This is a genomic window from Psychroserpens sp. XS_ASV72 (assembly GCF_041224425.1).
Lineage (GTDB): Bacteria > Bacteroidota > Bacteroidia > Flavobacteriales > Flavobacteriaceae > Psychroserpens.
Genome location: NZ_JBGFGL010000080.1, coordinates 175,056 through 189,368, shown reverse-complemented (window position 1 = coordinate 189,368; position 14,313 = coordinate 175,056). Strand labels below are relative to the sequence as shown.

Sequence of the window (14,313 nt, the reverse complement as noted above, 5' to 3'; positions counted from 1 at the left end):
CAAATCGCATTTATGAAAAAAATTGTTTTCATAGCTCTGTTATTTACATCACTACTTTTCGGACAAACGAAAGTGATGACTCATGAGGTTTATTTTGAAACAGATGAGTTTGAGGTTCCACCAACAGAGCATTACAGACTCCTTTTATTTCTTTCAGAAATTGAAGGTATGGATATCAAGAAGGTTTCCATTTATGGCTTTACAGATGATAGAGGAAGTGATGATTACAATCTGGTGTTATCACAAAACAGAGCCAATTCCATAAAAACTATTTTCTCAAACAATGAATTTGACGAAAGCATTATTACCAATGTTGATGGTAAAGGTAAAATTCTTTTGAAATTGATTAAGGAACAAGACGTTCATAAAATCAGAGGTTTAAACAGAAAAGTAGAAATCATTGTACAACCATACGATCCGCCTCGAACACCTAAAATTGAGGAAAAACCTACCGTAGAGGAAATTATCAAAGGCGAACTAAAAGCTGGTGATAAATTCACATTGGATAATATCCTATTTAAGACAGGTTACAGTAAGTTATTACCCGAATCGAAGCCTGTGCTTGAAAATATAGCAAAAGCACTTCTTGAGCGAAAAGACATCTATTTTACCATCCAAGGCCATGTATGCTGTACTCAATTTAGTAGAGATGCTATTGATAGAAAGACTAAAAAGCGGAACCTTTCAGTAGCAAGAGCAAAATACATTTATGATTATCTAGCTAAAAAAGGAATTAGCAAAAAACGTATGAAATATGTAGGAATGCGTCGTAAGTTCCCATTAGGAGGTGAACCTAAATACGATCGTCGTGTGGAGATTTTAGTGACTTACGTAGGCGATTCCAACTAAGATTTAATCATAGCTACATGCGGAATACCATCTTCAAGGTACTCCTCTCCTACTTCAAAAAATCCTAAAGTGTTGTAAAAGCGTTTTAGATAGGTTTGTGCTGATACTTTGATAGTGGTTTCCTTAAACTGCTTTTCAATAGCTTTTATAGAAGCTTTCATAATATCGTATCCATATTGGTGCTTTCGTTCTGAAGCTTTAACCACTACTCTACCTATACTGGCTTCCTTAAAATAGTCACCAGGAGCAAACACTCTTGAATACGCAATTAAGTTTCCATTCTTATAACCTAAAATATGAAGGGCTTTTTGGTCTTTTCCATCAATATCCTGATAAACACAATCCTGCTCAACAACAAACACCTCACTGCGTAATTGTAATAAGGCATATAGTTCTTTTGTACTTAAATCTTGATATGGCTTTACGGTAATTTGTATCATTAGTCCTGAACGATCACTTCTTTAGGATCTTTCTTATTGTATTCCGGCTGAATGGTTACGTGGTTTATATTATGGTTCTTTTGTAAAAGAGTTTCTATTTCTGAAAGTAACACATTAAACTCTGTTGTTGAAATATCTTCATTTAAATCTAAATGCGCTTCCAAATGTAATTCATCATCACTTAAATTCCATATATGAACATGATGAAGCTTTTTTACTTTAGGTAATTGATTAACCTCCCAAACAATATTTTTAATATTGATATGATCTGGAGTAAACAGCATTAACATCTTAGTTGAATCCTTTAAAAGGTAATAGCCAACCCAAATCAGATACAAAGCAATCAATAAAGTCAACACACTATCGACCCAAAAAAGTTCATAATACTTCATCAATAAACCTCCAATAAGAACAGCAACACTTGCTAACATATCTGTTAATAAGTGAAGATAAGCCGATTTGATATTAATATTGTTTTTAGAATCTTTTCGAAGTAAAAGCACACTGAAACCATTGGCTAGAATAGCTATTAACGATAACCAAATAACCACATTAGATTCGATTTCTTGCGGATTGTTAAAACGTTCTATAGCTTCCTTAATAAGTATAACGGCAACGATAATCAAAGTAGCCGCGTTGACAAAAGCTGCTAAAATTTCAGCGCGTTTATATCCAAATGTTCTATTGATGGAGGCTTTACGTTTTGATAATTTAGAAGCTACATAACTCACAATAAGCGATAGTACATCACTAAAATTATGAAGTGCGTCACTCAACAAGGATAAACTACCTGATAGTAATCCACCAACAACTTGAGCTGTAGTAATAATAATATTGAGAACAATAGATATGAGAAGGTTTCTACCTTTTAAGTCAGAATGTGAATGATTATGAGAGTGTGAGTGACTCATATATTAACAAGACATCGGAATCTTATCTACACGATTTTGATGACGACCGCCTTCAAATTCGGTTTCCAAAAATGTATCTACAATTTGAATGGCTTGTTGTAAAGACGTATAACGTGCAGGAATACAACAGATATTGGCATTGTTATGTTGCCTGGTCAATTCGGTAATTTCTTTAATCCAACATAAGCCAGCTCGCACTTTTGGGTGTTTATTTGCTGTCATAGCCACACCATTACCACTGCCACAAATAAGAATTCCAAAATCTACTTTTTTAGAACTGACATCTTCAGCTACTGGATGTACAAAGTCTGGATAATCAACACTACCTGTTGTATCTGTTCCATAATTTTTTACAGAAATTCCCTTTGATTCGAGATGTTTTACAATGGCGTGTTTATAGTCAGTTCCAGCGTGATCGTTTCCTATAGAAATAGTCATGGTGTAAGAATTTTAAGTAATGGATAAAAAACTACAGTTGAAAATTCAACTGTTGACAAAGTTACAAATAATAAAAACCGGTTAATAGTTTTTCTCATGACTTGTTAATATCTAAAAGTAATTTTTGAAAAGATTTTTTTGTGAATTACATATTTTTTTCAAAACAAAAACCGAAATGAAATAACCAAAAAATAACCTTTCTATTTTTAGTAGAGATATCAGCATCAAATTGTTAAGATACCAACAGCTTTTAGGATGTAAATTATTAAAAATAACTTGTCAACATACGTTATAAACAGCTGTTAATAGTAATTTAAATTCATCTAAAAATGAGCTATTTATATGTAAAGTTAATGTTAAATACATATTAAGAGATTATAATAACTCACTTTTCAAAATCAAAATAAAAAAAGTTATTCCACAAATTAACAGGCAATAATCATTACTATATTTTTTTAAAATTTTTAAAAGAAAAAAGATGATATGTATATATGTGTTGATAACAAGTTTTAAAAGAATATTTTACATTATGAAAACATATTTAAATATTTAAACCGTAGATTTGTACAAACGCGATAGATTTACTTCACTTGCTATTGCGTTCACAACGAATGAATTCCTAATACTTTTAGGAAATGAAATGATGATAACAATTACATGACAAAAAAGAAACACAAGAAGTCTAAGAAGAATAAGATTTCTAACCTTACAAATTCCATACTTAGTATTTTAAAAAAAGAACGTAACCAATCGTTCAACTATAAACAAATTGCCGCTATTCTTGGTGTGAGTGATGCCAGTAGCCGCAACCAAATCATAAAGACCTTAGCCAAACTAGCCTCTAAACAAGAAATTGAGCAGGTTGATCGTGGTAAATTCAAAGCTGTGGTCAATACCGAATACCACAAAGGCATTGTTGATATGTCTAGTCGTGGTTCGGCCTATATTATATCCGACGATTTTGAGGAAGATGTATTCATAGCATCCAACAATGTCAATAAAGCTCTTGATGGCGATGAAGTAGAATTTTATGCTTATAAGCGCAGAAAACGAGGCAAAATTGAAGGAGAAATAACCTCTATTGTTAAACGTGCCAAATCAGAGTATGTTGGTGTGATACAAATCCATAAAAATTATGCCTTTGTGATTCCTGATGGCACTAAGATGTACACCGATATTTTTGTTTCAATCAATAAAATCAATAAAGCTGAAGAAGGGGATAAGGTGTTGGTAAGTCTTGAAGACTGGCCAGAAAAAGCAGATTCTCCTTTTGGACGTGTCATCAAAGTCCTTGGTAAACCAGGTGAGCATAATACAGAAATCCACGCTATTTTGGCTGAATACGGATTACCTTATGAGTTTCCACATGATGTAGAAAGCTATGCGAACAGCATCGATACCTCTATTACCCAAAAGGAAATTGATAAACGTCGCGACATGCGCCAGGATTTAACCTTTACGATTGATCCTAAGGATGCCAAGGATTTTGATGATGCTTTATCATTTAAGGTTTTGGAAAATGGCTTATATGAAATAGGCGTTCACATTGCTGATGTATCGCATTATGTTAAGGAAAATACGGTTTTAGATGACGAAGCGTATGAGCGTGCTACTTCAGTGTATTTAGTAGATAGAGTAGTGCCAATGCTTCCTGAAATCTTATCGAATAATGCTTGTTCACTTCGCCCAAATGAAGAAAAATATACCTTTTCAGCCGTATTCAAAATCAATGATAGAGCAGAGGTTAAGGACCAATGGTTTGGAAGAACGGTAACCTATTCCGATGCGCGATTTGCCTATGAAGAAGCACAAGCAGTTATTGAAAACAATCCTAATTTCGGACTGTCATCTCGAGCGCAGTCGAGAGATCTTGTTAACAATGAAATACCTCAAGACGTGTCCTTAACTGGAAAAACGTACAATACACAACCCCAAATAGCAGAAGCAATTTTGGTTTTCGATAGGCTTGCTAAAATCATGCGTAGAAAACGTATGAAAGCAGGTGCGATTTCTTTTGATAAAGTGGAAGTAAAGTTCAATTTAGATGAAGAGGCTAATCCGATAGGTGTGTTCTTTAAAACCAGTAAGGATGCCAATAAATTGATTGAGGAATTTATGCTTCTAGCAAATAGAAAGGTAGCCGAATTTATAGGGAAGCAAAATCCTAAAAAGACCTTTGTATATCGTGTGCACGACGAACCAGATGATAGTAAATTGGCAGCTTTACAGAATGTTGTTGGTAGATTTGGATATAAACTCAACTTTAAGGATCGAAAAAGTGTTTCCAATTCCTTGAATAAATTATTGAGTGATGTGGTAGGTAAAAAAGAACAAAATTTAGTCGATACACTTACCATTCGTTCGATGAGCAAAGCCGAATATACAACTCACAACATTGGGCATTACGGTTTGGCTTTTGATTATTATACGCATTTTACCTCACCAATTCGTCGTTATCCAGATGTCATGGTGCATCGTTTATTGCAGCATTATCTCGATGGTGGTAAATCACCTAACGAAGATATTTATGAAGACCGTTGCAATCACTCCAGTAATATGGAAATGCTAGCGACTAAAGCAGAACGGGACTCCATTAAATACATGCAAATTCGATTTATGGAAGATCATAAAGATGAGGAGTTCGTTGGTGTCATTTCTGGTGTGACAGATTGGGGAATTTATGTGGAGATCATTCAAAATAAATGCGAAGGTATGGTTAGCGTAAGAGATATGAACGATGATCATTATCAGTTCGACCAAGATCATTTTGCCATGATTGGAAAGAACACCAAAACCATGTATCAACTAGGTGATGAAGTCGTGGTTCGTGTGAAAAACACCGATTTGGTCAAAAAGCATTTGGACTTCACATTGATTGGAAAACATGAAGAATAAATTGTAAATTGGGAGTATGATTCTAACAACAACAGATTCTATAGAAGGTAAGACTATTACCGAATATAAAGGCATAGTAACAGGTGTGGCCATTAATGATAAAAAGTTAGCCATGGGTTTTAGTGTATCTAAATATTATAAGGCTATTCAAGACAGTATTGATGATGTCAAGGAGAATGCTTTTCAAAGCTTACTAACTAATGCTAAAAAAATGCAAGCAAACGCTGTCGTCGGAATTAAAATTGATATCGAAATGACAACAAGTAATTATGCTATGGTTTCGGTAACAGGAACGGCTGTAGTTGTACAATAATTTCCAAAAAACTGTAACACTTTTATTTTTATAGACTCTTTATTCAGAAGCAAAGTCTAAATATTAAAACCAATCTCATGAAATTTTTTACAGTTATTACATTATTTATAGTTACCTCAATCGTATCTGCCCAAAATCCAAAAGAAAGACATGTAGGCGATTTTAATGAAGTGAAGGTATTTGATTTAATTGAAGTCAACTTGATTAAATCTGACGTCAATTCCGTTGAAATCACTGGTGATGATGTTGAAGATGTCGAGGTGATCAATAAAGACGGAAAGCTTAAAATTAGAATGAAGTTGGATAAAATATTTAATGGTGATCGAACCTTTGTAGCAGTTTATTATACCAAACTAGATTTGATTGATGGCAATGAAGGTGCTTTTATTACTTCAAATGAATTGATTACACAAGACTATATTGAACTTAGAGCTCAAGAAGGTGCGCGATTAAAAATAGGTTTAGATGTTGACAAAGTGGATATTAAGGCCGTTACTGGAGGAATCGTTGAAACGAGAGGTAAAGCCATTTCTCAAGATATTACCTTAAACACAGGAGGTATTTATGAAGGTAAAGCCTTTGAAACCAAAAACACATCTGTTAATATAAAAGCAGCTGGCGAAGCAGATGTTAACGCTTCAAAAGTAGTTGATGCCAGTGTATTAGCTGGAGGAGATGTATACATTTATGGAAATCCTAATAAAGTCAATGAGAAAACAACTTTTGGCGGTCGTATAAAAAGAATGAACTAGTCCGTTCTTTTTATTAGCTTTGTAGGAAAGCGATTTCCTAATATGTTCGACGATATTTTAGCGGCTATTCCATTTGGGATTATATTGGCATTTACTATTGGTCCAGTATTTTTTGTATTACTTGAAACCAGTGCTACCAAAGGATTTAAAAGTGCCTTTATATTTGATTTAGGGGTTATTTTTGCAGATATTATCTTCATTTTTCTCGCCTTTTACAGTACCAATAAGTTAATAGACAAAATAAAGGACGATCCAAATTTTTTGATTTTTGGAGGTGTCCTACTTGTTGTTTATGGCTTTATTTCTTTTATTAAAACCTCGAAATCTTTCCGTTCCATAGTTCGTGAATACCATAAAGTTGAAATGCCTAAGAATGCCTTTGGAAAATTGTTTATAAAAGGATTTTTACTCAATTTTATCAACATTGGCGTTCTTTTAGGTTGGTTGGGTTTTATTGTGATAGGAAGCTCTATAACAGAGTCGGAAAACGGCGTAACGATCTTTATAGCCACTATGTTAGCCACTTATCTATTGGTTGACTTGGTGAAAATAGCCATAGCTAAGCGTTTACGAAGTAAACTCACACCACGTTTGATTTACAAAACAAAGAAGATCATAGCATTGGTCATTCTAGGCTTTGGTGTATTGTTGCTTGTACAAGGGTTGTTTCCTGAAGGAAAAGACAAAATACAAGAACAAATCGAAAATCGCTTATAAAGTCTGAGTTTGGCAAAAACAGAATATCACATATACGTCGTTGAACTTTCTAAACGAGTTTACACTGAGAACCGAAAATTCAGAGAAAAAAACCCACAATTTAATGGTGTTCTGGAATGTTTGTATGTTGGCATGACCAGCAAAACGCCAAAGGAGCGATTTTTACAACACAAAACAGGTTATAGAAACAAAAAAGGATATAAAGTATCATCTAACATTGTAGAAAAATACGGATCATACCTAAGACCTAGTCTCTACAATCATATTCCGCCACTAAAAACCAGAAGCGAAGCCTTAAAAATGGAGGAAACCTTAGCATTGGAACTCAGAAGGCAACGCTATGCAGTTTGGTATAATTAGTTCAATTAAAGAGCTTAGCTAGACTGCTGAAACGTTTTATTCTTTTCCTTTAAAATTGCCAATTGTTTTTCTAAGAAAGTGATGGCTTGTTCTGTTTTGTAACTTGATCTTGATGCGAAATCCTTTAAATCTTCCTTAAATCTATCTTTACCAGATTTTGCGGCTTTGGATACATCATCTTTAACCTCATTAAAATCTTGAGTGAATTGATCTTTTATATCTTTCCCTTCTTTTTTTAGTTTATCCCTAGTTATACGGCCTTTGTCAGGAGCCAATAACAATCCTGCCGCTGTTCCAATTAATGCTCCTAATATTAAAGCACCTTTATACTGAATCATATCTTACGTTTTAAATTAAACTTTTGGTTATACATTCTATAGGTAGTAAATATGTTTGATTTGTTACAAATAACTAGTTACCAAAGGCTTAATTGGTTTGTATAAAAGCAAAGACGACATTATTCAAGGCAACCCTTTTCCATTTGAGGTGTCCAGCGGATTCGAACCGCTGTATTACTTTCATTAATTTTCATAAAAGTTAAAACAAAAAAAGAGATGCAATGCTGCATCCCTTTTCTCTCTGAGGCGTCTAGCGGATTCGAACCGCTGTAAAAGGTTTTGCAGACCTCTGCCTAGCCACTCGGCCAAGACGCCATTATGTAATCTTCTTTTGTTAAGAAGGAAGGCAAATGTAAAAAAAATTAGCATTATTCGCCATAAAGCCTCACTTTTTTCGTCTTTCGGTCATTTTTATCGTTACCATTTCCACATCACCACCTATTGGCGGATTTAACTTGCTTACGCTAACTGTTGCTTTTGTTACAAGTTGATCTTCTTTTAAAATACGTTTTAAAATGCGTTTGGCAACAGTTTCCAACAACTTTGAGGGTTGTAACATTTCTTCCTTTACAATCCTATTCAAAAGTACATAATCTACGGTATCCTTGAGATTGTCCGTTTGAGCAGAAGCTTTAAGATTAGCCTTTACTTCTAAATCAACACGATAGTCGCTTCCAATGGTGGTTTCTTCTTTTAAACAGCCATGATAAGCAAACACTCGAATATTTTCAACTTTAATGATTCCCATAATTAATAAAATAGTATTTGTAGGTCATTGTAGCAACACCTTAAAGATTCTTGAATTAGAACCATTATAGATTTTAATGAAATAAAAACCACATTCTAGATCTGATAATGAAAAAGATTTTTGAACCCTCTTTACAGATTTGATACGTTTTCCTAAACCGTCAAATACATCAACGTCAACAGATTCAACGAGCCCTTTAATGTTTACGATTCCGTAAGTTGGATTAGGATATATTTTTATAGAATTAAAATCAACATCTATTGTATTTAAACCCGTTACAGGGATTAATTTAGAATAAGTATGCTGTCTTCCACACTTTGTGATGGTTAAATTTACAAGGTACTCTCCAACACTATTAAACGAATGTGTTGGTTGCTGTATTGTTGAGGTATTTCCATCGCCAAAATCCCAATGATAGGTGTCTGCCCCAAAGTTGTCAAATACAAATGAAACAGTTGTGTTTGAAATACTATAATCAAAAAATGCGGTGAAGTCAAAATCTGCCATAACCTGATACAAAACAATATTAACGGCATTTTTAATAGTATTTGCATCTATATCTGATAAGGTATAATTATAGTTGATTGTTAAGGGGTCTGTATTAAAGAAAATTGTATTAAAAGTCACTGCAGCTGCATACGAACCTATTTGACTAGGATGTGAACTATCAGACGTATAGAGATCTAAATCGGGATGATACGTTCTTAAATAACGCCAAACCGCTCCAACAGGAGCAATTAAAGCATGGTTCTGTTCGGCAAGAATTTGATAATTTTGAGCCAGAGCGTCATCCATTCCTTCATAGGAACACATCCAAGGAAACGGATCACAGTCTGGAGATGAAAATCCATTTTCACGTCCCCATGTTCTAAAAAAAACAGGCTGAGTGCATTCGTTATTTAATCTAATATTTTGAACCAATTGAGAAGCATAAGGCGCTACCTCATTATCAAAAACAGGTCCTGTTAAAGCCACCTCAACACTTTGACCTTGAAGTGTAACATAGTCCCAGTCTTGTGAATTAATTTTAATAGATAAATCTGGGTTTTCAGCATGATTTATAAACCGCTGTCCTCCAAGCGTGTGTTCGTCAAAAATAAGCGTGTTTCCTGTTGAAGTTGCAATATCAGAAGTAATCTGAGCCAAATTATTTCCAGCCGTATAACTATTGCCTACAAAAAGAGCAGTTTTGCTTTGTTGTGAGTAAGAAAGCAAGCCAACAAGGACAAACAAAAAGAAAGAATCTATTTTCTTTTGCATAATTAACAAATCACCTATGCTAACAAATATAATTACTTTTCCCTACTATTTTATAAAATCCACCTTCATCAAAGCAACGCATATTGGTTTATTGATTAATTTTGCAGAGTTTTTATGACGTCTTAAGTTTTGATTTTATAAAAATTAAAAGATTTTGGTCTTTAAGAAATTATAATAAGATGTATTATGTCTGAAGAAAAAAAACCACTCAATTTCATTGAGCATATCATAGAGGAAGATCTTTCTAACGGATTGCCAAAAGACAAACTCCGATTTCGTTTTCCTCCCGAACCCAACGGCTATTTGCACATTGGTCACACAAAAGCCATTGGTATTAGTTTTGGGTTAGGGCAACAATACAATGCACCTGTCAATCTTCGATTTGATGATACTAATCCTGAAAAAGAAGAGCAAGAATATGTTGATGCTATCAAACGCGATATTGCTTGGTTGGGTTATCAGTGGGCAAATGAGTTATATTCTTCTGATTATTTTCAGACATTATATGATTGGGCTGTATTATTGATTAAAGACGGAAAAGCTTATGTCGACTCCCAATCCAGTGAAGCTATGGCAGAGCAAAAGGGAACTCCAACACAACCTGGTGTTGATGGGCCTTTTAGAAATAGGAGCATAGAGGAGAATCTAGATCTTTTTGAACGCATGAAAAATGGCGAATTCAAAGAAGGCGAACACATCTTGCGTGCTAAGATCGACATGAAACACCCAAACATGCTTATGCGAGACCCTATCATGTATCGTATCATGAAAAAACACCACCATAGAACTGGATATGATTGGTGTATTTACCCAATGTATGATTGGACACATGGTGAAAGTGACTATATTGAACAGATCTCACACTCTCTTTGTTCTTTAGAATTTAAGCCACACAGAGAGCTTTACGATTGGTTTAAAGAGCAAGTATATAAGTATGCGTCCAAAACGCTTCCGATGCTTCCAAAACAACGAGAATTTGCTCGTTTGAACTTAAGCTACACGATAATGAGTAAACGAAAGTTGCTCAAATTGGTTGAAGATGGTATTGTTTCGGGTTGGGATGACCCAAGAATGCCAACGATTTCAGGACTACGACGACGCGGTTACACTCCTAAATCCATAAGAAACTTTATTGAAAGAGTTGGTGTGGCAAAACGCGAAAATATTATCGACGTCTCCTTATTGGAATTTTGCATACGTGAAGATCTTAATCAAGCGGCTCCTCGAGTGATGGCTGTTTTAGATCCTGTTAAACTAGTTATCACCAATTACCCTGAAGATAAAGAAGAGTGGTTAGAGGCGGAAAATAATCAAGAGGACGAATCTGCTGGTTTCAGAAAAGTGCCGTTTTCTAGAGAACTCTATATCGAGCGTGCCGACTTTAAAGAAGAGCCTAGCAGCAAGTTTTTTAGATTGCAAATAGGAGGTGAGGTGCGTCTTAAAAATGCATATATCATTAAAGGCGAGAGAGTTATTAAAGACAATCAAGGTAATATTACTGAAATTCACTGTACCTATTCAACTGATACAGAGAAGAAAGTAAAGGGCACACTACATTGGGTATCGATCAAACACGCTATTAAGGCTGAGGTTAGGGAATATGACCGTCTTTTTATGGACGAAGCTCCAGATGGTCATCAAGACAAGGATTTCATGGACTTCCTGAATCCGAATTCCCTCAATATCTTAGAAGCTTTTGTTGAACCGAGTTTAACGGATGTAAAACCTGGAGATCGCTTTCAGTTTCAGCGATTGGGCTACTTCAATGTAGATGATGATTCCTCTGAAAATAAGCTTGTGTTCAATAAAACAGTTGGATTAAGAGATTCATGGGCGAAGCAAAAACCACAACCACCACAAAATAAGCCACAACAGCAATATCAGCGTCCTGCTATTGAAGAGATTAAGAAGCTCGGAAAAAAGTATGCCAATTTACCTCAAGCGAAGCAAGAAAAGACAAAAGCAGAAATCTTAAAATTAGCAGAAAAGGTAAACTACGAAGAACTAGAACCGCTATTTGAAACTTCTGTTAAGAAAACAGGGACTCGAATAGCAACTGTATTAACTCTAAGTGTTCTTCTGAAAAACGGATTAAAAAGAAATGACACTATTGATGGTTTCATATCCTCAGCCCTTGAAGATAAAAGCGAGATTTTAGTATCTGAAGCAAAATCTATTGCTAAATAATTCTATAGAGGTCTTCCCAGAAACGTTAAAAACAATGAGTTGTAAGCGATTTTAGCTATATTTATTGAACTAACTATAATCAATTACATCATGGAATTCAATTTTTTAGCATTTTTAGTTGCGGCTATCGTGCCTTTAATTACAGGTTTTATCTGGTATAATCCAAAGACATTTGGAACCGCTTGGGCAAGAGTTGCTGAGATGACCGAAGAGAAAATGAAAAGCGGCAATATGGCTGTTATTTTCATCGTAACACTTGTTCTGTCATTCGTTTTGGCTTTTATGGTCCAATTTCTTGTTATTCATGAAATGGGAGCTTTCGGAATGGTTGAAGGCGATACGTCGTCAGCAACTTATCAAGCCTTTATGGAAGAATTCGGAGGCAAGTATCGCACGTTTAAGCATGGTGCTTTACATGGCGCAATGTCTGGATTGTTTTTTGTATTACCAATATTGGGTATCAATGCACTTTTTGAAAGAAAAGGGTGGAAGTACATTCTTATTAATACAGGATATTGGGTTCTTACAATCGCTATTATGGGAGCTATTATCAGTGGCTGGAAATAAACATGTAACAATCATACAAACATAAAGACTGATAACTTATCGTTTTCAGTCTTTTTTATTTTTTTGTCTTGACGCATTTCAAACTCTATTCTTCTACCAATGAACTTCCAATTGAATGGGATGCCTTATCAGTTGAAGATATCTTTTTAAAAACAGAGTTTCTAAGCGCATTAGAGACATCATCACCTCCCAATATTTCCACTTATTTCTTGGCGGTTTATTCATCTGATGTTCTAGCGGGAATTGCTGTTATCCAACGTGTAGAAATGTATTTAGATGATGTGTTTAGGCGTACATCCAATAAGTTTTTTAAGCGTATAGGCAAGTACCTTATTTCAAAACTCGTTAAAGGAAATGCCTTAATTGTCGGCAACTTAATGCATACGGGACAACACGGGTTGTATTATGATGCTGATAGTATTTCACAAGAGGTATTTTTAGCTGAATTAGAAAACGGCCTAAAGGCTTTATCTAAGTTGGTTTATCAGCAATTCGGAAAAAAAATCAGAATCATTGGCTTTAAGGATTATTTTGAAAACGATTGGTTCAATCAAAATGAAACATTTACCGAACGACTAGGACTTTACAAGGCAAAGGTTCAGCCGAACATGATTTTCAAAATGCAATCCAATTGGAAAACGGCCAATGATTATGTGCAGGCCTTTAATAAAAAATACAGACGACGCTATAAGACCGCAAGGAAAAAGAGCAAAGAAATTGTTTGTCAAGAAATGGATGTTAATGAGGTAAAATCTCACTCTGAACAGTTATATAAGCTTTATGAGAATGTTTCCGATAATGCAGGCGTAAATTCCTTTAAACTTCACCCAAACCACTTTTACCAGCTAAAATTGAAACTTCAAGACAACTTCAAGGTTTATGGTTATGCTTTAAATAACCAGCTCATCGGTTTTTATACATTTATCAAGAATTACGACGCTATAGAAACCTATTTTTTAGGCTATGATCCAGATTTACAGCACAAGCACCAAATGTATTTAAATATGCTATTTGATATGGCTATTTACGGTGTTGAAAACAATCATGAACAAGTTGTTTTTGCTCGAACCGCTATGGAAATTAAAAGTTCTATTGGCGCCAAACCATTCGACATGTTTATTCACGTTAAACACACCCACAACTTTATTGCAAATACCATCCTTAGGTTAGCGGTTAAATATGGCAACCCAGTAAGGGATTGGGAAGAGCGTCATCCGTTTGAAACGTGAAATCTAGGTTAAATCTCTTTGATTTAAGCTATGGATTCTGTAGTTTATAATTTAATAATTACAACTATGGACCATAAAAGCAGCGCTATTTTGACCGAAATCGCTAAAGTGACTCGAGACATTGAAGCGCATTATCCGGAGCTTCAAAAATATTTAGATGAAACCCGAAGCACTTTACCACAAGGAGATGATCTTGAGCTAAACAACAAAGTACTCAAAGACTATCTCGACGGACTTAAGAATATGATTGAAAAATACAAATCATAAAAAAAGCCCCAAAATAAACTTGAGGCTTTGTAAAATAAGATG

16 protein-coding genes and 1 tRNA gene are annotated in these 14,313 nt (G+C 34.7%); 10 read left to right on the top strand and 7 right to left on the bottom strand.

Annotation, left to right across the window (positions count from 1 at the left end):
- Window positions 1–12: 12 nt before the first annotated feature.
- Entirely contained in the window at window positions 13–849 is an 837-nt protein-coding gene (locus AB9K26_RS11805; RefSeq protein WP_369972763.1) for an OmpA family protein, read from the top strand.
- Here AB9K26_RS11805 and AB9K26_RS11800 read toward each other — a convergent pair.
- From AB9K26_RS11800 to rpiB, 3 genes are read right to left on the bottom strand one after another with little or no spacing between them, the layout of a single operon-like run.
- Entirely contained in the window at window positions 846–1,289 is a 444-nt protein-coding gene (locus AB9K26_RS11800) for a GNAT family N-acetyltransferase (RefSeq protein ID WP_369972762.1), read from the bottom strand. The two genes, AB9K26_RS11805 and AB9K26_RS11800, sit on opposite strands and share 4 nt — an antisense overlap.
- Window positions 1,289–2,200: a cation diffusion facilitator family transporter gene (locus AB9K26_RS11795; protein WP_369972761.1), complete on the bottom strand. Its 912-nt coding sequence runs from the start codon at window positions 2,198–2,200 to the stop codon at window positions 1,289–1,291. The genes AB9K26_RS11800 and AB9K26_RS11795 overlap by 1 nt, the downstream gene beginning before the upstream one ends.
- A 3-nt stretch (window positions 2,201–2,203) precedes the next feature.
- Window positions 2,204–2,638 carry a ribose 5-phosphate isomerase B gene (rpiB, locus tag AB9K26_RS11790; protein ID WP_369972760.1) on the bottom strand — a complete coding sequence of 145 codons (435 nt, stop codon included), beginning with the start codon at window positions 2,636–2,638 and terminating at the stop codon, window positions 2,204–2,206.
- A 657-nt stretch (window positions 2,639–3,295) separates the two neighbouring features.
- Here rpiB and AB9K26_RS11785 point away from each other — a divergent pair.
- From AB9K26_RS11785 to AB9K26_RS11765, 5 genes are all read left to right on the top strand, one after another.
- Window positions 3,296–5,533, top strand: coding sequence for a ribonuclease R family protein (locus AB9K26_RS11785; RefSeq protein ID WP_369972759.1), 2,238 nt, complete (start codon window positions 3,296–3,298; stop codon window positions 5,531–5,533).
- A gap of 16 nt (window positions 5,534–5,549) precedes the next feature.
- Window positions 5,550–5,846, top strand: a complete 297-nt coding sequence (locus tag AB9K26_RS11780) for a YbjQ family protein (RefSeq protein ID WP_369972758.1) — start codon at window positions 5,550–5,552, stop codon at window positions 5,844–5,846.
- Window positions 5,847–5,923: 77 nt separating this feature from the next.
- Entirely contained in the window at window positions 5,924–6,598 is a 675-nt protein-coding gene (locus AB9K26_RS11775; protein WP_369972757.1) for a head GIN domain-containing protein, read from the top strand.
- Window positions 6,599–6,640: 42 nt separating this feature from the next.
- A complete protein-coding gene (locus AB9K26_RS11770; RefSeq protein WP_369972756.1) occupies window positions 6,641–7,315 on the top strand; it encodes a LysE family translocator in 675 nt (224 codons plus the stop codon).
- Between the two features lie 9 nt (window positions 7,316–7,324).
- Window positions 7,325–7,675, top strand: coding sequence for a ribose-5-phosphate isomerase (locus AB9K26_RS11765; RefSeq protein WP_369972755.1), 351 nt, complete (start codon window positions 7,325–7,327; stop codon window positions 7,673–7,675).
- A gap of 14 nt (window positions 7,676–7,689) precedes the next feature.
- On the opposite strand, the gene AB9K26_RS11760 is transcribed toward AB9K26_RS11765, so the two are convergent.
- The 4 genes from AB9K26_RS11760 to AB9K26_RS11745 form a co-directional block, all read right to left on the bottom strand.
- On the bottom strand, window positions 7,690–8,013 hold the full coding sequence (locus tag AB9K26_RS11760) for a YtxH domain-containing protein (RefSeq protein WP_369972754.1): 324 nt from the start codon (window positions 8,011–8,013) through the stop codon (window positions 7,690–7,692).
- 244 nt (window positions 8,014–8,257) lie between these two features.
- Window positions 8,258–8,328: transfer RNA gene (locus AB9K26_RS11755), tRNA-Cys, on the bottom strand.
- Between the two features lie 70 nt (window positions 8,329–8,398).
- Window positions 8,399–8,761, bottom strand: coding sequence for a dihydroneopterin aldolase (gene folB / locus AB9K26_RS11750; RefSeq protein WP_369972753.1), 363 nt, complete (start codon window positions 8,759–8,761; stop codon window positions 8,399–8,401).
- 24 nt (window positions 8,762–8,785) lie between these two features.
- A complete protein-coding gene (locus AB9K26_RS11745) occupies window positions 8,786–10,021 on the bottom strand; it encodes a PKD domain-containing protein (protein WP_369972752.1) in 1,236 nt (411 codons plus the stop codon).
- 186 nt (window positions 10,022–10,207) lie between these two features.
- Here AB9K26_RS11745 and AB9K26_RS11740 point away from each other — a divergent pair, with 186 nt between their 5' ends.
- From AB9K26_RS11740 to AB9K26_RS11725, 4 genes are all read left to right on the top strand, one after another.
- Complete coding sequence (locus tag AB9K26_RS11740) at window positions 10,208–12,208, top strand: glutamine--tRNA ligase/YqeY domain fusion protein (protein WP_369972751.1); 2,001 nt, start codon at window positions 10,208–10,210, stop codon at window positions 12,206–12,208.
- A 90-nt stretch (window positions 12,209–12,298) separates the two neighbouring features.
- Complete coding sequence (locus tag AB9K26_RS11735) at window positions 12,299–12,775, top strand: DUF1761 domain-containing protein (RefSeq protein ID WP_369972750.1); 477 nt, start codon at window positions 12,299–12,301, stop codon at window positions 12,773–12,775.
- A gap of 68 nt (window positions 12,776–12,843) precedes the next feature.
- The gene (locus tag AB9K26_RS11730; protein ID WP_369972749.1) at window positions 12,844–14,004 is read left to right on the top strand and encodes a GNAT family N-acetyltransferase; all 1,161 of its coding nucleotides are present in this window, start codon (window positions 12,844–12,846) and stop codon (window positions 14,002–14,004) included.
- 66 nt (window positions 14,005–14,070) lie between these two features.
- Entirely contained in the window at window positions 14,071–14,271 is a 201-nt protein-coding gene (locus AB9K26_RS11725; RefSeq protein WP_369972748.1) for a hypothetical protein, read from the top strand.
- The last annotated feature ends 42 nt before the right edge of the window (window positions 14,272–14,313 follow it).

Bases quoted from the DNA above. Each gene is read 5' to 3' on its own strand.
- AB9K26_RS11805 (WP_369972763.1), top strand. From the start codon at position 13: ATGAAAAAAATTGTTTTCATAGCTCTGTTATTTACATCACTACTTTTC.
- AB9K26_RS11800 (WP_369972762.1), bottom strand. From the start codon at position 1,289: ATGATACAAATTACCGTAAAGCCATATCAAGATTTAAGTACAAAAGAA.
- AB9K26_RS11795 (WP_369972761.1), bottom strand. From the start codon at position 2,200: ATGAGTCACTCACACTCTCATAATCATTCACATTCTGACTTAAAAGGT.
- rpiB (WP_369972760.1), bottom strand. From the start codon at position 2,638: ATGACTATTTCTATAGGAAACGATCACGCTGGAACTGACTATAAACAC.
- AB9K26_RS11785 (WP_369972759.1), top strand. From the start codon at position 3,296: ATGACAAAAAAGAAACACAAGAAGTCTAAGAAGAATAAGATTTCTAAC.
- AB9K26_RS11780 (WP_369972758.1), top strand. From the start codon at position 5,550: ATGATTCTAACAACAACAGATTCTATAGAAGGTAAGACTATTACCGAA.
- AB9K26_RS11775 (WP_369972757.1), top strand. From the start codon at position 5,924: ATGAAATTTTTTACAGTTATTACATTATTTATAGTTACCTCAATCGTA.
- AB9K26_RS11770 (WP_369972756.1), top strand. From the start codon at position 6,641: ATGTTCGACGATATTTTAGCGGCTATTCCATTTGGGATTATATTGGCA.
- AB9K26_RS11760 (WP_369972754.1), bottom strand. From the start codon at position 8,013: ATGATTCAGTATAAAGGTGCTTTAATATTAGGAGCATTAATTGGAACA.
- folB (WP_369972753.1), bottom strand. From the start codon at position 8,761: ATGGGAATCATTAAAGTTGAAAATATTCGAGTGTTTGCTTATCATGGC.
- AB9K26_RS11745 (WP_369972752.1), bottom strand. From the start codon at position 10,021: ATGCAAAAGAAAATAGATTCTTTCTTTTTGTTTGTCCTTGTTGGCTTG.
- AB9K26_RS11740 (WP_369972751.1), top strand. From the start codon at position 10,208: ATGTCTGAAGAAAAAAAACCACTCAATTTCATTGAGCATATCATAGAG.
- AB9K26_RS11735 (WP_369972750.1), top strand. From the start codon at position 12,299: ATGGAATTCAATTTTTTAGCATTTTTAGTTGCGGCTATCGTGCCTTTA.
- AB9K26_RS11725 (WP_369972748.1), top strand. From the start codon at position 14,071: ATGGACCATAAAAGCAGCGCTATTTTGACCGAAATCGCTAAAGTGACT.